This window comes from Bradyrhizobium sp. 141 (genome assembly GCF_023074055.1).
GTDB lineage: Bacteria > Pseudomonadota > Alphaproteobacteria > Rhizobiales > Xanthobacteraceae > Bradyrhizobium.
Window position 1 is genome coordinate 24,690 of the sequence record NZ_JADPKR010000045.1, and the last position, 22,242, is coordinate 46,931.

Annotated in this window: 14 protein-coding genes and 1 pseudogene; 5 read left to right on the forward strand and 10 right to left on the reverse strand. The window is 64.7% G+C overall.

Going from position 1 to position 22,242, the window contains the following annotated elements; all coding sequences use genetic code 11:
- Nucleotides 1-179 precede the first annotated feature (179 nt).
- On the forward strand, nt 180-869 hold the full coding sequence (locus IVA81_RS12340) for a peroxiredoxin (protein ID WP_247316792.1): 690 nt from the start codon (nt 180-182) through the stop codon (nt 867-869).
- Nucleotides 870-979: 110 nt separating this feature from the next.
- Nucleotides 980-2,332, forward strand: coding sequence for a M23 family metallopeptidase (locus tag IVA81_RS12345; RefSeq protein WP_247316793.1), 1,353 nt, complete (start codon nt 980-982; stop codon nt 2,330-2,332).
- 21 nt (nt 2,333-2,353) lie between these two features.
- On the opposite strand, the pseudogene IVA81_RS12350 reads toward IVA81_RS12345, so the two are convergent.
- The 7 genes and pseudogenes from IVA81_RS12350 to IVA81_RS12380 all read right to left on the reverse strand — a co-directional run bounded on the left by IVA81_RS12350 (nt 2,354) and on the right by IVA81_RS12380 (nt 12,181).
- Nucleotides 2,354-3,589: pseudogene (locus IVA81_RS12350) on the reverse strand (ABC transporter substrate-binding protein).
- 99 nt (nt 3,590-3,688) lie between these two features.
- Nucleotides 3,689-4,600, reverse strand: coding sequence for a DMT family transporter (locus tag IVA81_RS12355; RefSeq protein WP_247316794.1), 912 nt, complete (start codon nt 4,598-4,600; stop codon nt 3,689-3,691).
- Between the two features lie 309 nt (nt 4,601-4,909).
- Entirely contained in the window at nt 4,910-5,686 is a 777-nt protein-coding gene (locus IVA81_RS12360; RefSeq protein ID WP_247316795.1) for an outer membrane beta-barrel protein, read from the reverse strand.
- A gap of 234 nt (nt 5,687-5,920) precedes the next feature.
- Nucleotides 5,921-6,802 carry an NAD(P)-dependent oxidoreductase gene (locus tag IVA81_RS12365; protein ID WP_247316796.1) on the reverse strand — a complete coding sequence of 294 codons (882 nt, stop codon included), beginning with the start codon at nt 6,800-6,802 and terminating at the stop codon, nt 5,921-5,923.
- 2 nt (nt 6,803-6,804) lie between these two features.
- Nucleotides 6,805-7,936 (reverse strand): peptide chain release factor 2 gene (gene prfB / locus IVA81_RS12370; RefSeq protein WP_246921661.1). Its coding sequence is split into 2 segments (ribosomal slippage): nt 6,805-7,866 and nt 7,868-7,936, totalling 1,131 coding nucleotides; the frame shifts between segments, so codons are not numbered across the junction.
- A gap of 108 nt (nt 7,937-8,044) precedes the next feature.
- The gene (locus tag IVA81_RS12375) at nt 8,045-10,549 is read right to left on the reverse strand and encodes a penicillin-binding protein 1A (protein ID WP_247316797.1); all 2,505 of its coding nucleotides are present in this window, start codon (nt 10,547-10,549) and stop codon (nt 8,045-8,047) included.
- A 336-nt stretch (nt 10,550-10,885) separates the two neighbouring features.
- Nucleotides 10,886-12,181 carry an N-acetylmuramoyl-L-alanine amidase gene (locus IVA81_RS12380; RefSeq protein ID WP_247316798.1) on the reverse strand — a complete coding sequence of 432 codons (1,296 nt, stop codon included), beginning with the start codon at nt 12,179-12,181 and terminating at the stop codon, nt 10,886-10,888.
- Between the two features lie 708 nt (nt 12,182-12,889).
- Here IVA81_RS12380 and IVA81_RS12385 point away from each other — a divergent pair.
- The 3 genes from IVA81_RS12385 to IVA81_RS12395 all read left to right on the forward strand — a co-directional run bounded on the left by IVA81_RS12385 (nt 12,890) and on the right by IVA81_RS12395 (nt 18,815).
- Nucleotides 12,890-15,964: a ribonuclease E/G gene (locus IVA81_RS12385; protein ID WP_247316799.1), complete on the forward strand. Its 3,075-nt coding sequence runs from the start codon at nt 12,890-12,892 to the stop codon at nt 15,962-15,964.
- A gap of 101 nt (nt 15,965-16,065) precedes the next feature.
- A complete protein-coding gene (locus IVA81_RS12390) occupies nt 16,066-17,562 on the forward strand; it encodes an amidase family protein (protein ID WP_247316800.1) in 1,497 nt (498 codons plus the stop codon).
- Between the two features lie 20 nt (nt 17,563-17,582).
- A complete protein-coding gene (locus IVA81_RS12395; protein ID WP_247316801.1) occupies nt 17,583-18,815 on the forward strand; it encodes an FAD-binding oxidoreductase in 1,233 nt (410 codons plus the stop codon).
- A gap of 74 nt (nt 18,816-18,889) precedes the next feature.
- Here the strand turns inward: IVA81_RS12395 and IVA81_RS12400 are convergent, their stop codons facing one another.
- The 3 genes from IVA81_RS12400 to IVA81_RS12410 form a co-directional block, all read right to left on the reverse strand.
- Entirely contained in the window at nt 18,890-20,224 is a 1,335-nt protein-coding gene (locus IVA81_RS12400) for a dicarboxylate/amino acid:cation symporter (protein WP_247316802.1), read from the reverse strand.
- A gap of 84 nt (nt 20,225-20,308) precedes the next feature.
- Complete coding sequence (locus IVA81_RS12405; RefSeq protein WP_247317818.1) at nt 20,309-20,866, reverse strand: biotin transporter BioY; 558 nt, start codon at nt 20,864-20,866, stop codon at nt 20,309-20,311.
- Between the two features lie 89 nt (nt 20,867-20,955).
- On the reverse strand, nt 20,956-22,143 hold the full coding sequence (locus IVA81_RS12410; protein ID WP_247316803.1) for an aminotransferase class I/II-fold pyridoxal phosphate-dependent enzyme: 1,188 nt from the start codon (nt 22,141-22,143) through the stop codon (nt 20,956-20,958).
- Nucleotides 22,144-22,242: the final 99 nt, after the last annotated feature.

Here is a 22,242-nt window from a genome sequence, read left to right on the forward strand (position 1 = left end):
CTGTTCGTCATTTCGCCCCGGGAGCGCGTTCAACGAGCAGTGGGGTGGTGCGTGGAATTCCTTGTAACCATACTCCGGCGTCGCCAGACTTGCCCAGCCGAGGGCGCGATTCCGGCACGCCGGACGAGAGCTGCAATACCGCTTCGGTTGACCCGCCGAAAGCGTCGAAAGGAAGGCGTATGTCCAAGAAATCCCGAACGAAATCGTCCAAAACGCCCTCCGGCAGTCCGACGGCTAAAAAGAAGACCCTGAAAACGCGGGCATCGAGTCAAACAAGGTCCGCGAAAACGCAGCGGACAGCGGCGGGCAAATCAACCGGGAGCGTAGCAAAAGCAGGATCACATAAGGCCGCATCGAAACAGTTAAATTCCTCCAAATCACCATCCGCGCCCGCGAGCGCGAAGTCCGGTCTGGCCGAGGGCCACAAGGCCCCCGCCTTCCGACTGCTCCGCGACGGCGGCGACGTCGTCACATTGGCCGACTATGCCGGCCAAAAGCTGGTCCTGTTCTTCTACCCCCGCGCCGACACGCCCGGCTGCACCCGGGAGGCGATCGACTTCACCCGCCTGGCCAGCGCCTTCGCGGCAGCCGGCACCGCCCTGCTCGGGATCTCCGCCGATCCGTTAAAGGCCCAGGAGAAGTTTCGCGACAAGCACAGTCTCGGTGTCCCACTCCTTTCGGACGAGCAACATGAGATGCTGGAAGCCTATGGCGCCTGGGGCGAAAAGTCCATGTATGGCAAGACCTTCCTAGGAATTCTTCGCACTACGGTACTGGTCGGGACCGAGGGTAAAGTGGCCAAGGTCTGGCGCAATGTCCGGGTCGACGGTCATGCCGACGTGGTGCTGGAAGCGGCAAGAAGTCTTTAACCAGTCCTTTAAATTCGCCTGTTCCCATTTCCGGAAAATTAACCATGACTGGCCCAGATTGCTGCGGCAATTAGGCCGTACGGACTCATCCGACCGGCGCGGGAGTGCCGATGTCGAAAAGTTCTGCCCAATTTTCGCAGTACCCCCAACATCATCCTCACGACCACGGACGGGCCTTCCAACGCCGGCCCGGCGTCGCGACAGCCGCAGCGATCCCCCTTCCCGCGACCGACGACGCCTACACCATCGTCCACGCCGGCAAGCAGGTCCGCTTTGGGCCCGTGGTGTTCTGGATCGTAATCGGAACGGTGGTGCTGCTCGGTCTCTGGTCGGCGGCAACCGCCACTTATTTTGCTTTCCGTGACGACGTCCTGACCCGGCTGATCGCGCGCCAGGCCGAGATGCAGTACGCCTATGAGGACCGCATCGCCGAGCTGCGCGCCAAGGTCGACCGCACCACCAGCCGCCAGCTGCTCGACCAGGAACAGTTCGACCAGAAACTTGATCAGATCATGAAGCGGCAGACGGCGCTGGAGTCCCGGGCCACGGCGCTCGGGGCCATGCCCGACGTGACCGGCTCGATTCCCCGCGCGACCCCGCAGCGCGGCGATTCGAGCCAGATCGCGCCGAAGCCTTCGCCGATCAGCGACACCGTGATCTTCGTCGCACCGCCGGACCGTGAGGCGCGGCTCGAATCGCGCGCGCCCGCCGTCGCGGCAGCGCCGACCAACCAGTTCGCCAAGAACCAGGGCTTCGACAACGTCCTGATCCGGCTCACGACCTCGCTCGATCAGGTCGAGCGTCGCCAGATGGCGGCGCTCAGTGCCGTCGAGGAAGGCATGGATTCACGCATGCGCCGGATGCGCGGCGTCGTCAGCGATCTCGGCCTCAGTCTCGCCAATCTCGAAGCCGCCGTGCCGCGCACCGCGATGGGCGGGCCGTTCGTACCCGTGAAACTAACAGCCAATGCCGGACCGTTCGAGAAACAGCTCAACCGCATCAACATCACGCGTGCCGAGATGGATCGTCTCAACCGCACGCTGGCGCTGGTGCCGTACCGCAAGCCCGTCATCGGCGAGGTCGAGTTCACCTCCGGCTTTGGCGTCCGCAGCGATCCCTTCCTCGGGCGGCCCGCAATGCATACCGGGCTCGACTTCCGCGCCGCCAGCGGCGATCCGGTTCGCGTCACCGCCAACGGCAAGGTCGTTTCCGCCGGCTGGTCCGGCGGTTACGGCCGCATGGTCGAGGTCGACCACGGCAATGGGCTTTCGACCCGCTACGGCCATCTCTCCGAAATCAACGTCAAGGTCGGCGAAACCGTGAAGATCGGCCAAGTCGTCGGTCTGGTGGGATCGACCGGTCGCTCCACCGGTCCGCATCTGCACTACGAGACCCGCATCGAGGGCGAAGCGGTCGATCCGCAGAAGTTCTTGCGCGCCGGCGTGCGCCTCAGCGCGGGCTAGCGCTGACTCCCAGCTGGCGAGTTACTGGCTGCGCTCGTGGCCGACCTCCCCGGTGATGACGTCGCCGAACAGCTCCCAGGCTTGCCCGTTGAAGCGCATCAGCTGCATCTGCTCGATCGGGAAATAATCGTCAGGCGAAGTGTTGACCATGATGCCGGGTAGCATCAGGTCGGTGTGAAAATCCTTCAGGTTCGCAGCCTGCTTCATGACATTCTCGCGGGTGAGATTGTCGCCGCACTGTTTCAACACCTGCGCCATCGCTTCGGCCTGGACATAGCCATAGACGTTGTTGGAATTGGCCTTGTCGCCATCGGAGTAATACTTGTCCATGAACGCGCGCCAATTCACCACGGCCGGATCCTTGTCCCAGGTCGGATCGGTCGGGTCTTTCAGATAGACCGTCGAGATGATGTCCTTGGAATAGTCGAGGCCGGCGGGCTTGAGCACCGAGGCGACCGAGGTCGCCGTGTTGGCCAGGAAGAATTTCGGCTTCCAGCCGAGCTCGCCGACCTTCCGGATCGCCTGCGCCGATCCTTTCGGCGCGGCCCATGAGAAGAAGATGTCCGCGCCGGAATCGTGAAGTGCAACGATCTGCGAGTCGATCGAGGGATCGCTGACCTCGTAGGATTTGTCCGCGATGATCATGCCCGCCTTGTCGCCGAGCCCGTCCTTCAGACCCTTGAACTGGTCCTTGCCGGCGTCGTCATTCTGTCAGAACACTGCGATCTTGCTGTTGGGGAAATGATCGCGGATGTACTTTGCGTAGATCCGGCCCTCGCTCTGGTAGTTGGGCTGGAAGCCCATGGTCCACGGGAAATTCTTGGGGTCACCGAACTTGGTGCCGCCGGACGCGACGAAGAGCTGCGGCACTTTCTTGGCGTTCATGTATTTCATGATCGCGGAGTTCGAGGGCGTGCCGAGCGGCTGGAAGATCAGCAGGACCTCGTCGCTCTCGACCAGCTTGCGCGCCTGCTCGATCGCCTTCGGCGGCGAGTAGGCGTCGTCATAGCTGATGAAGTTGATCTTGCGTCCGTTGATCCCGCCGTGGTCGTTGATCATCCTGAAATAGGCGGCCTCGGTCTTGCCGATCACCCCATAGGACGACGCCGGCCCGCTATAGGGCATGATGTTGCCGATCTTGATTTCGGTGTCGCTGGCGCCGGGGTCGTATTTCTTCTGCGCCAATGCCGGTGCCGTGACGAGCACGCCGGCAGCAAACATGGCGAGGGCAGCAAGGTTTTCGCGACGACTTGGCATCGTTCTCTCCCCTATGTTTTGTAGTCTTGTTTTGCCAGGAGTGTCGCAAGGCGGCTTGCCGCTGGCAAGCGGTTCGATTTTCCGCGAAATGAAACGAACCTACGTGCCGCGTCGCAGCAGGCTCACTGCGCGCCCGTCAATCACCAGCAGAGCGCTGCCGATGACGATGGCGCCCGCGATCTCGCGCATCGAGATCGGCTCACCCAGCACCAGCCATCCCAGCAGAATGGCCGTGACGGGAATGAGCAGCGTCACCAGCACGACGTTGCTCGCACCCGAGCGCCGCAGGATCTGAAAGAAGACGATGTAGGCGAGCGCCGTCGAGAGGCCGGCGAGGCCAAGCACCGCAAGCCAGGTTGTGAGGCTCGGCATCGGCAGACGCCAAGGCTGTTCCACAGCGCTAGCAACGAGCGCCATCATCACTGTGGACGCCATCAGCTGAAACGTTGCCGTGCCGAGCGGGGCCGAGTCCTTCAGCAATGCCCGGGCCGCCAGTGCCGCAAAGCCGTAGCTCAGTGCGCCACCAAGACAGAGCAGGATGCCGAGCCCCTGCCCCAGCCTCGTCTCGAGGCCCCATCCCCGCAGGACGAACACGCCCGCAAGGCCGAGCGCCACGCCGGCCACGCGTCGTAGCCGCAAGGCTTCTTCGCCCGACGCCGCCATCACGAGAACGGTGAACAGCGGCGTGGTCGCGTTGAGGATCGAGGCCAGCCCGCTCGGAATGAACGTCTGGCCGATCACGATCAGCGAGAACGGGATGACATTGTTGAGCAGCCCAATCACAACGAATGGCGTCCAACCTGAGATGCCCTTGGGGAAGCCGAGCCCCTGCACGCGCAGGAGTGGCACGAGAATGGCCGCCCCGAGCGCGACGCGCAGAAACACCAGCGTCAGCGGCGGCAGTTCTCGCAAGGCCGCGCCGTTGAAGAAGAACGAGCCGCCCCAGAGGATCGAGAGCACCGCGAGCAGCGACCAGTCGCGCGCGTCGATCCTGTTGTCGCTTGGGGGCATGGGGTTCTCACATCGGCGGCCGAGCCCGCTCGCCTAGGACAACGCTGCGAACAGTGCCACCCGATTTCCGATGAAACACCGGTTTACGAAACCGATGCCGGCAATGAATGGGGCGATCGAATTTGTCCCACGCGATGCTGGCCGGCTAGGGCGTGTATTCATAAACCCGATCAGCCCGCGCGGAGGCGGCGCCTTGTCCGTTCAGTTTTCAATAGCGGACATCGCGAGGTCGCCCCAGCTGGTCGGCTAAGTGCCAAAGACGGACCGTTTACTCTCGCTGCGGTTCTGCTCGCGCTCCGCCTTTAGAGATCAATACTTCGCGATAAGCGGCCCGCCAAAACGGTAGCTGACGCGCGCGGTGACGATGTCGATGTCCTGACTGATGCGATCGGTGCGAGAGAACGCGCCGAGAGGGCCGGTGAAGTAGAAACTGTTGTTGCGCGAGCCCATGAAGCCATGGACATAGTCCACGCCGACGACGATGTTTGGTGCAACGCCGAAATCGAGACCGGCGCCAACCGCGCCACCCCAGCGAGTCTCGCTCGCTTTGTCGAAGACGAAGCCGGTCGCAGTGATGAAGCCCTCATACTTGTCGCTCGCGACGATGCCGCCACCCTTCACGTAGAATAGGACATTGCTCCAGGCGTAGCCGACCTGGCCAGTCACCAGACCGAAAGCATCGATCTTGGTGCGGTCGGAGCCTCCGCCACCTGCGAGCAGGCTGGGACCATTGGAGCCGCTCAGGTTGGCCCAATCGCCTTGCCCTTCAAGGCCGAAAACCCACGCGCCGCTCTGCCCGCGATAGCCTAGTTGTCCGCCGACCGCTGCTCCGCTCGCGGTATGGCATCCCTCCGACACAGGTGGGACCACCGCCGCACCGAGGATGTTCGTCACGATGTCCCAGCAATTCCGGCTCCAGCCGCCACCGCCGTTAACGCCGATGTAAAAGCCGCTCCAGTCGTACATTGCCGCGATCGGAGCCGGGGCCTTCGTATAAGGCCTTGCGGCGAGGTCCGCAGCAGATGCCGCGCCAGAGGTCGTCAAAATCGCGAAAAGTCCAGCCCCAGCACTTCCGAAACGACGCATTGCAATCCCCCAATCCAGCAACGGTTGGGTTCTGGCACGAATCCCCTAACTGCGACAGAACGCCTCAGTCCTCGGCCTACGATATTTGTGGCGTGTTGCCGAGTTGCAACGACGGATGCGGGCGCCACAGCAGGCTTGTCGCATCGTCCGCTTCGGGGTCACAAGCCGCCGAACACCTTCAAGGTCGGAGACTTCCGCTTTGCGTTGCTAAGCTGAAGTTTATGAGTACACGCCTTAAGCAGGCTTCTTCGGCCGCGACACCAGCTCGATCATCCTGCCTTCATCATCATCCGGCATCGCAGCCTTCGCCTGCGCGTAAGACTCGACCGCGGCACGCGAGACCAGCGGCTTGTCCGCCAGCAGGCTCTCCGCAAGCTTCACCGCATAGGCGGCATCCTTGTGACGCAGCGCCGCCGTGAACGTCGCGCCGCTGAAATCGCGGGCAACCATGCGCTTGGAGTGACGCTGAACCTGCGGGCTCGCGGCCACGCCCGCCTGGATCGATTCCAGCACCAGGTTCATGTCGAGGCCGGCCTGCTCGGCGATCGCGAGGCCTTCGGCAAGCCCTGCGATCTGGATCGCGCCCATGAGGTTGTTGATGAGCTTGTAGACCGTGCCGGAGCCGACGGCGCCGAAATGGCGGATGGTCGAGCCGATCGGGTCGAGATAAGGCCGCGCGCGCTCGAGATCGGCCGCGTCGGCGCCAACCAGCAGCGTCAGCTTTCCACTGGCGGCCGCGTCGGGCAGCCCCGTCACAGGGCAGTCGAGATAGATCAGCCCGCGCGCGTTGAGCTCGCGGCCCATGTCGCGGGCGTGGTCATAAGAGACGGTCGAGCATTCGATCGCGATGGTGCCTGATTTCGCGGTCTTGGCTGCGCCCTTCGGCCCGAGCCAGACTGCGCGGGAGGCTTCGTCGTCGGCGACCATGGTCACGACGGCGTCGGCATCGATCGCGGCATCCTCAGGCGAGGTCGCCCAGTGCGCGCCGCGCGCGATCAGGTCGTCAGCCTTGGCCCTGCTGCGATTCCACAGAGTCACCGTGAAGCCGGCATCGAGATAGCGGCCGGCCATACCGTGGCCCATCCGTCCAAGCCCGATGAAGGCGATGCGGGGCATAATCAGTCCACGTCCTCGATGTCGGCACCGGTGGTCCCGAAGGCGCGCTGCGCCAAGGTCGCTGCCATGAAGTCGTCGAGCTCGCCGTTGAGAACGCCCGACGTGTCGGAGGTCTGCACGCCCGTGCGCAGATCCTTCACCATCTGGTAGGGCTGCAGCACGTAGGAGCGGATCTGGTGGCCCCAGCCGATATCGGTCTTGGCGGCCTGGTCGGCGGCGGCCTTCTCCTCGCGCTTCTTCAGCTCGATTTCGTACAGGCGTGCGCGCAGCATGTCCCAGGCCTGGGCCCGGTTCTTGTGCTGTGAGCGGCCGGCCTGGCAGACCACGGCAACGCCGGTCGGAATATGCGTCAGCCGCACCGCGGATTCGGTCTTGTTGACGTGCTGGCCGCCGGCACCGCCCGAGCGCATGGTATCGACGCGGACGTCGGATTCCTTGATGTCGATCTTGATGCTGTCGTCGATGACGGGAAACACCTGCACGCTGGAGAACGAGGTGTGTCGCCGTGCGTTGGAATCGAACGGCGAGATGCGGACGAGGCGGTGCACGCCAGCTTCGGTCTTCAGCCAGCCATAGGCGTTGTGGCCCGAGACCTGGATCGTCGCTGACTTGATGCCGGCCTCTTCGCCCTCGGACTCTTCCAGGAACTCGACCTTGAAGCCGTGCGTCTCGGCCCAGCGCGTGTACATGCGCAGCAGCATCTGCGCCCAGTCCTGGCTCTCGGTGCCGCCGGCGCCGGCATGGACTTCGAGATAGGAATCGAACCGGTCGGCCTCGCCCGACAGCAACGCTTCGAGCTCGCGCCGCGCGACTTCCTTCTTGAGGTTCTTCAGTGCAGCTTCAGCTTCCTTGACGACGCCCTCATCGCCCTCGGCTTCGCCGAGCTCGATCATGCCGATATCGTCTTCGAGCTCCTGCTCGACCTTGCCGATGCCGCCAAGCGAATCCTCCAGCGAGGTCCGCTCCTGCATCAGCTTCTGGGCCTTCTGGGGATCGTTCCAGAGGTTGGGATCTTCTGCGAGCTTGTTCAGCTCAGCGAGGCGCGCCGTCGATTTCTCGACGTCAAAGATGCCTCCTCAGCAGCCCGACTGACTGCTTGATCTCTTCTACCAACCGTTCGATTTCGGCGCGCATGTGGTTCTCGTGTCTCGCGGAATCCCGCGTGCAATTCGAGATGGGGATGTAGCGGCGGCGGCTGCAAAGCGCAACCGCCGGAACCGTGATCGTCTGTGTTATCCGGCCTTAGTACAACCCGCCGGTGCCGGGCCGCATGAAGAAGCCGGAATCCGGCTGCTGCTGCTGCGAGGCCGGCATGCGTCCGTCGGCGTCGGCAACGCCGATGACGGAGTAATTGTCCGGCGGCGCCGTGCCCGGCTTGAAGGCTTCGAGGATGGTCCCGCCGGTCTCGCCGGGACCTGCGCGCATGCCGGTCTTGGAGACGACGCGCACGAGCTTGATGCCGGCAGGCACCTTGAACGGAACCGCCGGCTTGTCGGCAAGCGCGAGCTTGAGGAAATCGCGCGCGATGGGAGCCGCCAGATGGCCGCCGGTTGCGGCGTTGCCCTTACCCAGCGGACGCGGCTTGTCGTAGCCCATATAGATGGCGACGGCGACGTCGGGCGAGAAGCCGACGAACCAGGCGTCCTTGGCCTCGTTGGTGGTGCCGGTCTTGCCGGCAACCGGCTTGCCGACTTCCTTGATGACCGTGGCCGTACCGGCCTGCACCACGCCTTCCATCAGCTCGGTGATCTGATAGGCGGTCATGGAATCCAGCACCTGCTCGCGGCGGTCGATCAGCTGCGGCTCCGCCTGGTTCTTCCAGCCGCCCGGCGCATCGCAGCCGCGGCATTCACGCTGGTCGTGCTTGAAGATGGTGTGTCCGTAGCGGTCCTGGATACGGTCGATCAACGTCGGCTTCACGCGGCGGCCGCCATTGGCGAGCATCGAGTACGCCGTGACCATGCGCATCGCCGTCGTCTCGCCGGCGCCCAGCGCGTACGAGAGATAGTTCGGCAGTTCGTCATAGACGCCGAAGCGGCGGGCATATTCGCCGATCAAGGGCATACCGATGTCCTGTGCGAGGCGCACCGTCACCGTGTTGAGGGACTGCCGCAGCGCGTTGCGCAGGGTCACCGGTCCCTGGAACTTGCCCGAGGAGAAGTTCTCCGGCCGCCACACGCCTGCGCCCTGCCCCTGATCGATTTCGATCGGAGCATCGAGCACGACGGTCGAGGGCGTATAGCCGTTGTCGAGTGCGGCCGAATAGACGATCGGCTTGAACGACGACCCCGGCTGCCGGTAGGCCTGCGTGGCGCGGTTGAACTGGCTCTGGTCGAACGAGAAGCCGCCGACCATCGCGAGCACGCGGCCGGTCCAGGGATCCATCGCCACCATGGCGCCGGACACTTCGGGGATCTGGCGCAGCCGGTACTGGCCTTCGACCGGCTGTCCCTCCTTGCTGTAGAGCGGATCGGCATAGATCACGTCGCCCGGCGCAAGCACCTGCGCCACGGACGTTGGCGTCTTGCCCCTGGCATTGCCCTGGGCCGCGCGCGCCCAGCGCACGCCATCGAGTGTGACGAGGCCGGTCTCGCGCTGCTTGCTGATGGCGCCGCCAAGCTCGCGGCTCGGTTGGAAGCCGATGCGGGCCGACTGGTCGCTGGTCTCCAGCACCACCGCCATGCGCCATGGCGAGATGTCGGACAGCGATTTGATCTCGGCGAGCTTCACGCCCCAATCACCCGAAACATCGAGCTTGCTTATGGCGCCGCGATAGCCCTGCTGCTCGTCATAGTTCACGAGGCCCGAGACCATGGCCTTGCGCGCCATGACCTGGATCTTCGGATCGAGCGTGGTGCGGACGGAGAGACCGCCCTCGTACAGCTTCTTCTCGCCATAGCGCTCGAAGATGTCGCGACGGACTTCCTCGGCAAAATATTCGCCCGCGAAGGTGTGGGCGCCGTTGGAACGGCTGGTGACGGCGAGCGGCTCCTTGCGCGCCTTGTCGGCGTCGGCCTGCTTGATCCAGCCGTTCTCCACCAGACGGTCGATCACGTAGTTGCGGCGCTCGACGGCGCGGTCGCGGTTGCGGACCGGATGCAGCGTCGCCGGCATCTTCGGCAGCGCGGCGAGGTAGGAGGCTTCAGCGACGGTCAGCTCGTTCACCGACTTGTCGAAATAGACCAGCGAAGCGGCTGCAATGCCGTAGGCGCCGAGGCCGAGATAAATCTCGTTCAGATACAGCTCGAGGATCTTGTCCTTCGAGTAGGTCTTCTCGATCCGCATCGCCAGCAAGGCTTCCTTGATCTTGCGGGCGAAGGAGACCTCGTTGGTCAGCAGGAAGTTCTTCGCAACCTGCTGGGTGATCGTGGAAGCGCCCTGCGGACGGCGGTTAGAACCGTAGTTCTGGATGTAGACAACGCCGGCGCGCGCCATGCCGGTGTAGTCGATACCGCCATGCTCATAGAAATTCTTGTCCTCGGCTGCCAGGAACGCGTTGATCACGAGCTTGGGCACGGCCTGGATCGGCAAATACAGCCGCCGCTCCTTGGCGTATTCGCCGAGCAGCGAACCGTCGACCGCGTGCACGCGGGTCATCACCGGCGGCTCGTAATCCTGAAGCTGAGAGTAATCAGGCAAGTCCTTGGAGAAATGCCAAATCAGGCCTGCCACGGCCCCGACACCGACAAGGAACACCACCGTTCCCGCGGCGAACAGGAAGCCCATGAACCGCACCAGCAAGCGCATTATCTGTTTATCCGTTCAAACTCTGGATCAGCCCAGTATCAGCCCAGTCTCGGCCCCTTGGCACCCCAAACAGGCGCCAACTTCACGTCGCGAATTCACCGGCTTACGCAATACCATCAGTGCCGGACTTAAGACGCTTGCCGAACGGGGTTCTCGCCGATTCCGGAACCCCCCTGCGGCATTTTTATAAAGCGCCCGCTGTGGCCAAACTAGGGCTTTTGCGACGGGACGGAAAAACCCTTTCAGTTTGAAGACCCCAGGGTCGCCCAATTGGGGATCCCCCGGGTCGCCCCTTTGGGCGATCCCGAGGTCGTCAATTTGACGATCCCAGGGTCGTCAATTTGACGATCCCGCCGTAGCCAACCGCTTGGTCAAAAACCCGTCGATTGCCTGCGCCATCGAGCCCACAGCGCGGGACCGCCAGCCCTCGGAGACCAGATGTTCGAGGTCGCCCCTGTTGGAGACATAACCGATCTCGACCAGCACCGAGGGCACATCGGGCGCCTTCAGGACCCGGAAGCCGGCCGACTTCAGGGGATGCTTGTGCATCCGCACCGTCGACTTCATTTCACCCATCAAAAGGCGGGCGAAACGGTTTGAAAAGGTACGGGTTTCGCGCTGCGTGAGGTCGATCAGGATGTCGGCGACGTCGGTCGGTTCCTCCGCCAGGTTGAAACCGGCGATCGCATCGGCCCGGTTTTCCGCATCCGCCAGCCGCTGGGCCTCGGCGTCGGACGCCTTGTCGGACAGCGTATAGATGGTCGCGCCCTGCGCATCGCCTTCGGCACGAGGCAGCGCGTCGGCATGAATCGAGACGAACAAGGCGGCCTTGAGATTGCGGGCGATCTTGGTCCGGTCATTGAGGGGAATGAAGGTGTCGTCGTCCCGGGTCATGACCACACGGTATTTGCCGGCCTTCTCCAGCTTGTCGCGCAGCGCCAGCCCAAAGGCCAGCACCAGGTTCTTCTCGCTCTCGCCGCTCGACTGCGTGCCATTGTCGATGCCGCCATGGCCGGGATCGATCACGACCACCGGGCGGCCATCGGCCTTCTGCTGCGCCGTTTCCGGGGCTGTCGTCGCGGGAGCCATTGCAGGCTTCGCCTCGGCGATGGTGGGCCGTAGCTGGGGACGATTTTCGGGCGCGAGCGACTGTGCGAAGGCGGCCCGGTCGACCTCTTCCAGCTCCAGCACAAGCCGGGCTGGCTGGCCGTTGGCGGCCTCCACCACGTAGGACTTGGCGATCCTGGCCGGTCCCGCCAGGTCGAACACGATTCGCGAGCCGCCTGGCATGACGAGCCCGTAGCGGAACGCCTTGACCAGTCCACGCCCCCCGGCCCCTGTGCCCGCCGGCAGCTGAAAATTGACCTGCGGCACGTCAACGACCACCCGGTACGGGTCGGCCAGCGTGACGGCGCGGAAGGTGATGGCCTGGTCGATGTCGAGAACGAAGCGGGTCTGCTTGCCGTCACCGGCCAGCCGGGCGGCCGAGGCAATCGGGAAATTCGCTACCGCAACAGCGGGTTGCGGCTGGCTCTCCGCCGCCCTCAGGCGCGAGGAATCAGCACATGGCAATGCTGCAGCGCACAGCAGCGCGCATCCCAGCAGAATCCGTCGATTTGTGCGGCTCGCCACCGATTCCGCGCCTCCGAGCAGCCCTTTTAACGCAATAGAACCACAGGGTTAATCGATCCTTAATGACAGAAATGCGAAACTCGCTGACTGTGACCGCCGTGCGACGCTCCCTTGCACGTATGGCTCATTCCTCGTATGTACGGAATGCTGACGGCCGATATTTCCGGTTGTGTCGCATTCAGCCTGCCGGTGCATCGCCGGAACTCTCAAGGTTTGAGAATTCCAGCGTTTTCCGTTTCCCTCTAAGACCAGCGCGGTGCGCGGCAGCGAGGTGGAGCGGGTCAAGCGTCGGCGGCGGACGGTCCTAAGTTACCACTCGCGTGACCGGGACAGTTCTTCTGACAGCGACGTAACCCATTACCCGGTCCCTTGATCCCAAGGGAGCGGTTCGTGATCCCCAAGGCGAGCGCGCTCGCGCCATGCCTGGCCAGCAGCAACTGATTGAAGGGCGGCCTCGCCGCCCAATGTTTCATACGGGCCGACGCTTGATGCGCCAGACTGTGCCGACGAATTCTGAAGGACCATTCGCGACGCTGCGGAGTGAAAATCCCGCACGCCGCCGTGGTCCTGAAGCTTCCGGTTCGGCAAGGCGCGAGAGACGGCGTTTCGGCCTTCCCCTCACCCCCGAATCAGGTGGACCGTCGCGTCACCCGGCGGCGCGATACGCGCCCACGGTGAATCGCGCCCGCCGCCGCCAAGAGTTAAGACATGCCCAACAAGATGTTGATCGATGCCACCCACCCGGAAGAGACCCGGGTCGTCGTGGTCCGCGGCAATCGCGTCGAAGAGTTTGATTTCGAGACCGCACAACGCAAGCAACTGCGCGGGAATATCTACCTCGCCAAGGTCACAAGGGTCGAACCCTCGCTCCAGGCCGCCTTCGTCGAATATGGCGGCAACCGCCATGGCTTCCTCGCCTTCAGCGAAATCCATCCCGATTACTACCAGATCCCGGTCGCGGACCGGCAGGCGCTGATCGAGGCCGAGGAACAGGCCCATCGCGAGGCCGAGGAAGAGAGCGAGAACCGCTCCCACGGCCGCCGCCGTTCGCGCCACCGCAACTCACGCCGCCGTAGTCATGGCGAACGCGTCCGCAGCGACATTGTCGAAGGCGCCGATCCCGCGGCCCAACCGGTCCAGGGCGAGGCCCTGCCCGAAGGCGCCTTGCACGAGGGCGAGCACCTGCACGCCGGCGCGGAGCATCACGGCGAGCACGAAGGCCACGATCACGACGATCATGACCACGAGGGACATGATCACCAAGGACATGGTCACGACGACCATCATCATGTCCATGGTGACGATCATCACGCCCACGATCATGACGACCATAGTCATCACGGCGAGCACGATCATCACGACCATGAACATGCCGACGAGACGCCTGCACCTGTCGCAGCAATCGGCGCCGAGCCCGTGGTCGCCACCGGGGTCGTTGCCGAGCCGCAAGAGGTTGCCTCCGAAGCACACGCCGAGGATCTCGCCGAGGCCGTGACATCAGCGGCTGAACCGGCCGACGCCGTGTACGCCGCCGGCGAGAACGCCGAGGCTCCGCATCACGACTCCGAAGCGGCTGCCGGAGACGACGACGCCGAGGAAGACGAAGACGACGAGGAAGCCGAAGAGGAAGTCGTCGAATCCGTCGGCGGAGACGACGTGCTGGAGGAAGTGCCGGAGCGCACCTTCCGTCCGCGCCGCCAGTACAAGATCCAGGAAGTCATCAAGCGCCGCCAGGTGATGCTGGTGCAGGTCGTCAAGGAAGAGCGCGGCAACAAGGGCGCGGCGCTGACGACCTACCTGTCGCTCGCCGGCCGCTATGCCGTGTTGATGCCCAACACCGCGCGCGGCGGTGGCATCAGCCGCAAGATCACCAGCGCCCAGGACCGCTCGCGCCTGAAGGAAGTGGTGCAGGATCTCGACGTGCCCGAGGGCATGGGCATCATCCTGCGCACCGCCGGCGCTGCCCGCACCAAGCCGGAGATCAAGCGCGACTTCGAATATTTGATCCGGATGTGGGAGACGGTGCGCGACCTCACGCTGAACTCGCAGGCCCCGACCCTCGTCTATGAGGAAGGCTCGCTGATCAAGCGCTCGCTGCGCGACCTCTACAACAAGGAGATCGACGAGATCTCGGTGGCGGGTGAATCCGGCTACCGTGAAGCGCGCGACTTCATGAAGATGCTGATGCCCGCCAATGTCGGCGCGGTGAAGCAGTATCGCGACGGCCAGCCGCTGTTCTCGCGCATGGGCGTCGAGAGTCAGCTGGACGCGATGTTCTCGCCGACCGTGCAACTGCGCTCCGGCGGCTACATCGTGATCAACCAGACCGAGGCGCTGGTCTCGATCGACGTCAACTCCGGACGATCGACGCGCGAGCACCACATCGAGGACACCGCGCTCAAGACCAATCTGGAGGCGGCCGAAGAGGTCGCCCGCCAGCTTCGCTTGCGCGACCTCGCCGGCCTGATCGTCATCGACTTCATCGACATGGACGAGAAGCGCAACAATCGCGCGGTCGAGCGCAAGCTGTCCGATTGCCTCAGGCAGGATCGCGCGCGCATCCAGGTCGGCCGCATCTCCCATTTCGGCCTGCTCGAGATGTCGCGCCAGCGCATCCGCGCCAGCGTGCTCGAGAGCTCGACCGATCCGTGCCCGCATTGCGGCGGCACCGGCCATGTCCGCTCGGTGTCCTCGGTGGCGCTCCAGCTGCTGCGCGGCCTCGAAGAGATCCTGATGAAGGGCGCGACCCACAATCTCGTGGTCCGCACCCGCACCGACGTCGCGCTCTATGTGCTCAACCACAAGCGCGGCCATCTGCGTGATCTCGAGAACGGCTTCAAGGTCACCCTCTCGGTTATCGCAGATTCCAGCGTCAGCGGGCCGCAGGCCTATCTCATCGACCGCGGCGAGCAGGTGCATACGCTGGAGGCCGCCAAGGCGCTGCTCGTGGCGCAGGCCGCCGCGAGCCCGCCGCCCCTGGCCGAAGAAGCTTACGACGACGAGGAGTTCGATCCGGAGACCGAATCCGAGGTCGAGACCGAGGAGACCGAAGGCCTCGCCGAGGAGCAGGCCGCAGGCGACGCCGCCTCCGAGCAGGACGGCCAGCGCCGCAAGCGCCGCCGTCGCCGCCGCGGCCGCGGTGGCCCGCGCGACGGCGAGTTGCGCGATGATGGCGCCCCCACCCCTCCCGAGGCGGCCGTAGCGACCGGCGAAGGCGAGGACGATGCCGAGCCCGAGCAGGAAGGCGAAGAAGGCGAAGAACAAGCAGCCCGTGGTGAGCAGCAGGGCAGCGGGGACCGCCGGCGCCGGCGTGGTCGTCGCGGCGGACGCCGCCGTCGCGGTGGCGAGGAAGGTCTTGCCGGCTCCATCGGCGACGAACTCGGCACCAATCAGCCATCGGAAGCTGCCGACGCGGTTGCCGATTTCGACGGCTTCGGCGGTGAGGCTGCGCCCTCGATTGCGCAAGCCGAGCACAGCGCTGAGCCGCAAGTCTCGCAGCCTGAGCCGCGCGCCGAGCTGCAGACCGAGGCGCCGGCCCAGCCCGAACCCGTTGCCGCGGAGGAAGAGCCCGCCGACGACAAGGCCGCACGGCGCCGCTCCACAGTCCGCGAGAAGGTGAGCTTCCTGTCGAGCAGCCCGAGCGAGCCGGCAACGCCGGTTGCGCAAGCGGCCGAGCCAGTCACCGCGCCGGAAGCTGAACCGGCGCCGGAAGCGGCAAGCGAAACGCCGGCCGCACCGCGCCGCGCCGGTTGGTGGTCCCGCCGCTTCGGCGGCGGCGAATAAAGCCGAACACCCAATGCAAAACGCCCGGCACTGCCGGGCGTTTTTGTTTCGCCGTTATCCCGATGTGCTAAGCCGTTTTCGCAATCAGAATGGGGACGGCATTGTCAGAGCTTTGCGATTCCGGTGCCGTCGAGCTGCGCCGCCTATTGGCCGCACGGGCGATCTCGCCCGTCGAGCTGCTGGATTCCTGCCTGTCGCGGATCGGCACCGTCAATCCCGCCGTCAACGCCGTCGTGACACTGGACGAGCCAGGTGCACGTGCCGCTGCCAAGGCGGCCGAAGCTGCCATCCTGCGCGGCGAGGATCGGGGCGCTCTGCACGGCCTTCCCGTCCTCATCAAGGACACCCAGGACACCGCCGGGATGCGGTCCACCTATGGCAGCCCACTGCTGAAGGATAACGTCCCAGCCGCTGACCAGAGCTCGGTTGCGCGCCTGCGCGCCGCCGGCGCCATCATCTTCGGCAAGACCAACACGCCGGAATGGGCGGCCGGCGGCAACACCCGCAATCCCGTGTTCGGCGCGACCGGCAACCCCTTCGATCCCATGCGCTCGGCGGCCGGCTCCTCCGGCGGCTCGGCGGTGGCGCTCGCCTGCGGCATGGCTCCGCTCGCCTCGGGCTCGGACACCGGCGGCTCCTTGCGCAATCCGGCCGGCTTCGCCGGCATTGTCGGCATGCGCCCGTCCTACGGCCTCGTCGCCAGCGAAAAACGCGCGTTCGGCTGGTCCAATTTGTCGACCGACGGGCCGATGGCGCGCAACGTCGCCGACACTGCGCTGATGCTGTCGGTGATGGCGAGCGATGATGCCCGCGATCCGCTCGCCTATACGCTGCCCGGCGAGCCCCTGCGCGGCCGCGCCGAGCGCTGGGCCGCTCCGCGCTCCGCAGAGCTCGGCAGGCTGCGCCTCGCCTTCACCGAGGATTTTGGCTTCGCCCCGACCGAGCAGGCGATCCGGCGCGTGTTTCGCGCCCGCATGAAAAAGCTTGCGCCTCTCTTCGCGGAATCCCGCGAGGCGACGCCGGATTGCTCCGGCGCCGACGACGCCTTCGCCGTGCTGCGCGCGGGGATGTTTTTGGCGACGCACGGCAAGAACTACAAAGAACGTCCCGAGATGCTCGGCCCCAATGTCCGCGCCAATGTCGAGGAGGGGCTCGGCTACACGCTCGAAGACCACGCGCGGGCCACGACGACGCAGACGCGGATCTATCGCGCTTATCAAAGCTTCTTCGAAACCTGCGACGTGCTGATCAGCCCGACCATCACGCTGAGCCCGCGGCCATGGTCGGAGCCTTATCCGGCAGAGATCGACGGCGCGCCGACCAAATCGTACTTCCACTGGCTCGCGCTGGCCTACGCCGTCACGCTTCCCGGCCATCCCGCCATCAGCATTCCGCTCGGCCTCGATGAAGCCGGACTGCCCTTCGGCCTCCAGATCGTCGGTCCGCGTGGCGGCGACGCCATCGTGCTCTCGGTTGCCGCGAGCGTTGAGGCTGCGTTCGTGGGCGATGCGCAATTGTGCCGGCCCGTGCCTGACCTGGCACGGCTCGCCGCAGCACCGACTCTATCGTCCGCTCCCGGCTTCCTTACTTGGGAATAACCGACAGGAGAATTCTTCCGATGCAAAGCGCAATCGTTCTCGGCGGCGGCATGATCGGCGTGAGCGCGGCGCTGCACCTGCAGCAGCGCGGCTGGACCGTCACGCTCGTCGATCGCAGGGAGCCGGGCCGCGAGACCAGCTATGGCAATGCCGGAATGATCCAGGCCGAGGCGGTCCGCCCCTATCCGATGCCGCGCGACCTTGCGACGCTGCTGAAGATCGCGACCGGCCGCACCAACGATGTGCGCTACAGCCTGTCGTCGCTTCACCGCCATGTCGAGCCCCTGCTCCGCTATTGGTGGCACTCGGCGCCGAAGCGGCATCGCGAGGCGATCGAGGCCTGGGCACGGCTGATCGCCTACGCGACCGCAGAGCACGACATCCTCATTCGCGAAGCCCATGCCGACAATCTGATCCGCCGCGCAGGCTATCGCATGCTGCATCGCGATGCCGCTTCATTCGACCTCGCGATCAAGACGGCGGAGGAAGATCAACGTGAATTCGGCGTGAATTTTCGCGTGCTCTCCGGCAGCGAGCTTGCCAAGGCCGAGCCGATCCTGCGCGACGATCTCCCCGGCGCGATCCACTGGCTCGACACCTGGACCGTGTCCGATCCAGGGGCGCTCGTCACGGCGTATGCCGAGCTGTTCGAGCGTCTCGGCGGCACCATAGTTCTCGGGAATGCCCAGAGCCTGCGGCAGACCGCGACCGGCTGGTCCGTCGATACGGACCAGGGGCGCCTCGACGCCCCCCATGCCGTCGTGACGCTCGGACCATGGTCGCCCGATCTGCTGCACAAGTTCGGCTATCGCATTCCGCTGGTGCGCAAGCGCGGCTACCACATGCACTACAGCGGCGGCGCCTCGCTCGACCTGCCTCTCGTCGACAAGGGCGGCGGCTACGCCATGGGCCCAATGGCCAAGGGCATCCGCATTACCACGGGAGCTGAGCTGACGAGCCCGGACGCGCTCGCAACGCCCGTGCAGCTCGCCAGCGCGGAAGGCTCCGCACGCGAGCTGATCGACCTCGGCAAGCGCGTCGAGCCCGATCCGTGGTTCGGCACCCGCCCCTGCACACCCGACATGCTGCCGGTCCTCGGGCAAGCGCCGCGTCATCCCGGCCTCTGGATGAATTTCGGCCACGGCCATCAGGGCTTTACCCTGGGACCCGCGACCGGACGGCTGCTCGCCGAGATCATGAGCGGCGAGACGCCGGCGATTGATCCCGCGCCGTATCGGCCGGAGCGGTTCTAGACCCCAAAAGGAAAAGGGCTGATCGGATCTCGATCAGCCCTGATTTCGCGAAGCCTGACGAAGCAGCTTGCCGATCAGTCCGTCGTGATCGCCGTCTCCATGTCGGTCGGATCGATCTGCTTGGAGAGATTGGCGTTGAGCTTGTCGCGGTCGAGCTCACCCTCCCACCAGGCGACGATCACGCAGGCGACGCCGTTGCCGCACAGATTGGTCAGCGCGCGGCACTCGCTCATGAACTTGTCGATGCCGAGCACGATCGCCATGCCCGGCACGAGGCGCGGATCGACCACGGCCAGCGTCGCCGCCAGCGTGATGAAGCCCGCACCGGTGATGCCGGAAGCGCCTTTCGACGTCAGCATCGCCACGACCAGGATCGTGGCCTGTTGACTGAAGGAGAGATCGTAACCGAGCGCCTGGGCGATAAAGAGCGTCGCCAACGTCATGTAGATGTTGGTGCCGTCGAGATTGAACGAGTACCCGGTGGGCACCACGAGGCCGACCACCGACTTGGAGCAGCCGAGCCGCTCCAGCTTTTCCATCAGGGACGGCAGCGCGCTTTCCGAGGACGAGGTGCCGAGCACGATCAGCAATTCGTCCTTGATGTAGGCCAGGAACTTGAAGATCGAGAACCCTGCCAGGCGTGCGATGGTGCCGAGCACGACGAAAACGAACAGCGCCGCGGTGACGTAGAACGTGGCGATCAGCCCGACCAGATTGAGGATCGCGCCGGTGCCGAACTTGCCGATCGTATAGGCCATCGCACCGAACGCGCCGATCGGCGCCGCGCGCATCACGATGGAGATGACGCCGAACACGGCATGAGCGGCGTCGTCGATGAAGCTGCGGATAGTGTGACCGCGCTCGCCGAGGCTCATGACCGCGAAGCCGAACAGCACCGAGAACAGCAGCACCTGGAGGATCTCGCCCTGCGCGAAGGCGCCGACCACGGTGTCCGGAATGATGTGCAGCACGAAGTCGACGGACTTCTGGCCGGCGGCCTGCTTGGCGTAATTCGCAACGGCCGCCTCGTTGGCCGCTCCACCCCCGAAGCCTGCGCCCGGCTTCACCAAATTGCCGATGATGAGTCCGATCACCAGGGCAAAGGTCGAGACGACCTCGAAATAGACCAGCGCCTTGACGCCGATGCGGCCGACTTTTTTGGCATCCTGGATATGGGCGATGCCGGAGACGACGGTGCAGAAGATGATCGGGGCGATCACCATCTTGATCAGCTTGATGAAGCCGTCACCGAGCGCCTTGATCCATTCGTTGGTGGCGAGCTGTGGCCAGAGCCAGCCGACGATGGCGCCGAGCACGATGGCGATCAGCACCTGGATGTAGAGAACCTTGTACCACGGCTTTGCTGCGGGCGGCGCGATCGGCGCCTCCGCCATCGTTGTCGTCGTCATCGTTTCACTCCCCCTCAAAACTTTGGGCCAGCCAAGATCAACTTGGCCGGCCCTGTCAATCGGAACCGCTCGCTTTTGCCGGTTTTACCTTCGGCGCTCGATCAGCCTGCGCGCGGCTGGCATCAACGTCGCGCCAAGCGCGTTCTTGACCAGCGAAGCCGCAACGAACGGCACGATGCCGACCTGCCAGGATTTCGCAACGCCCAGCCCGAGGCCGAACGCCAGCCAGCCGAAGCCGGCGGCCAGAATGACGATATGGCCTACAGCCATTGCTGCAAACAAAAGCGGCACGCTGCGATCCCAGCCGCGCTCGGCGAGCCAGCCGGTCACGAAAGCGGCCGCAATGAAACCGAACAGATATCCCGCGGTCGGGCCGAGCAGCGGTGCAATGCCACCCACCGGCCCGGCAAATACCGGCGCGCCAAGCGCACCTTCGGCGAGGTAGGCCATCATGGTTGCGCTGCCAAGACGCCAGCCATAGGCAGCACCGATCATCAGCACCACCAGCGTCTGCAACGTCATGGGGACATAGGGCAACGGCAGGCTGACCTTCGCTGATAGCGCCATCAATGCGGTGCCGAGCGCGATCAGCACCACGGCGCGCAAGCTGCCTACGGTTTCGCCGGGCCGGGTCGGCCACATCAATGCGGCGAGAGAAAAGTGCGGCGCAGCCGCGGTCGGGGCAGATCGATCAGACAAGATGAACTCCGGAAGTGGTCGAAAACTGGCGGCTATTTAAGCCAGTGAGCGATCCGGTCAACTGCCTCGCGCATCTCCCCGGGCGACCGCGCATAAGAAAGACGAATGAACGAGCGTCCGTGAACGGGATCGAAATCAAGGCCGGGCGTTGCCGCAACGCGTGCCTGCTCCAGCATCTGCTTGGCGAACTCGAAACTGTCGGAGGTGAAGTCCGAGACGTCGGCATAGAGATAAAATGCACCGTCGGCCGGCAGGAACTTGGCTAGGCCGGCTTTCGGCAATCCCTCGATCAAGATCCGCCGGTTCTCCTGATAGCCGTGCTTGATCGCCTCCATCTCGGCGGCGCCGTCGAAGGCGGCCTCTGCCGCGATCTGCGACAGCGACGGCACCGAGATCGACAGGTTCTGCTGCAACCGCTCGATCGGCCGCACCAGGATTTCAGGTACGACCATCCAGCCGACGCGCCAGCCCGTCATGCAAAAATACTTCGAGAACGAGTTGATCACGAGTGCGTGCTCGGAGAGCGCGGCGGCGGTGACGGCCGCAAACGCATAATCGAGCCCGTGATAGATCTCGTCCGAGATGAAGCGAATTCCCGCGTCTTCGGCGGCCGCAATCAGACCAGCGAGCGCTTCGCGGGACATCATCGTCCCCGTCGGATTGGCGGGGCTGCCGACCAGCACGCCCTTCAACGGCGCCTTGCGATGGGCCGCGAGCAATGCCTCGCCGGTGAGCGCATGGCGCGTCTCGTTGGTGGTCTCGATCAGCACCGGCTCGCAACCGAGCGCGGTGAGGATATGACGATAAGGCGGATAACCCGGCACCGTCACGGCAACGCGGTCACCCGGCTCGAACATCGACAGGAAAGCCAAGATGAACCCACCGGAGGAGCCGGTGGTCACCACGATCCGCTCGGGGCTGACGTCACAGCCATAGGCGTCGCGATAATGGCGTGCGATGCGCTCGCGCAGACTGGGGATGCCGAGCGCGGAGGTATAATCGATCCGCCCGGCCTCGAGCGCGGCATGGGCGGCCGCAATCGCGGTTTTGGGCGCGCCGGCCGCGGGCTGGCCGACCTCCATGTGGATGACATGGCCGCCAGCGGCCTCGATTCGGGCCGCCGCGGCCATGACGTCCATCACCATGAACGGGGGAACATCGCTCCGGCGGGAGGGCTCGAGCCATTGCCCCAACCGGTTCCTCAATGTCGCATCGTGCATCGATTTCTGCTATTCGCTGGCGGACCGGTCCGTCCGGTCCGGGAAACGGGGCGCTTGCGCCCCAGACTGGCCGCATTGTACGGGTCATAAGGGGAACGG

Excerpts from the sequence above, each read along its gene's own strand:
- IVA81_RS12355 (WP_247316794.1), bottom strand. The coding sequence starts at position 4,600 with ATGCCCCCAAGCGACAACAGGATCGACGCGCGCGACTGGTCGCTGCTC.
- IVA81_RS12340 (WP_247316792.1), top strand. The coding sequence starts at position 180 with ATGTCCAAGAAATCCCGAACGAAATCGTCCAAAACGCCCTCCGGCAGT.
- IVA81_RS12360 (WP_247316795.1), bottom strand. The coding sequence starts at position 5,686 with ATGCGTCGTTTCGGAAGTGCTGGGGCTGGACTTTTCGCGATTTTGACG.
- IVA81_RS12405 (WP_247317818.1), bottom strand. The coding sequence starts at position 20,866 with ATGTGGCCGACCCGGCCCGGCGAAACCGTAGGCAGCTTGCGCGCCGTG.
- IVA81_RS12410 (WP_247316803.1), bottom strand. The coding sequence starts at position 22,143 with ATGCACGATGCGACATTGAGGAACCGGTTGGGGCAATGGCTCGAGCCC.
- IVA81_RS12395 (WP_247316801.1), top strand. The coding sequence starts at position 17,583 with ATGCAAAGCGCAATCGTTCTCGGCGGCGGCATGATCGGCGTGAGCGCG.
- IVA81_RS12345 (WP_247316793.1), top strand. The coding sequence starts at position 980 with ATGTCGAAAAGTTCTGCCCAATTTTCGCAGTACCCCCAACATCATCCT.
- IVA81_RS12375 (WP_247316797.1), bottom strand. The coding sequence starts at position 10,549 with ATGCGCTTGCTGGTGCGGTTCATGGGCTTCCTGTTCGCCGCGGGAACG.
- IVA81_RS12400 (WP_247316802.1), bottom strand. The coding sequence starts at position 20,224 with ATGACGACGACAACGATGGCGGAGGCGCCGATCGCGCCGCCCGCAGCA.
- IVA81_RS12365 (WP_247316796.1), bottom strand. The coding sequence starts at position 6,802 with ATGCCCCGCATCGCCTTCATCGGGCTTGGACGGATGGGCCACGGTATG.
- IVA81_RS12385 (WP_247316799.1), top strand. The coding sequence starts at position 12,890 with ATGCCCAACAAGATGTTGATCGATGCCACCCACCCGGAAGAGACCCGG.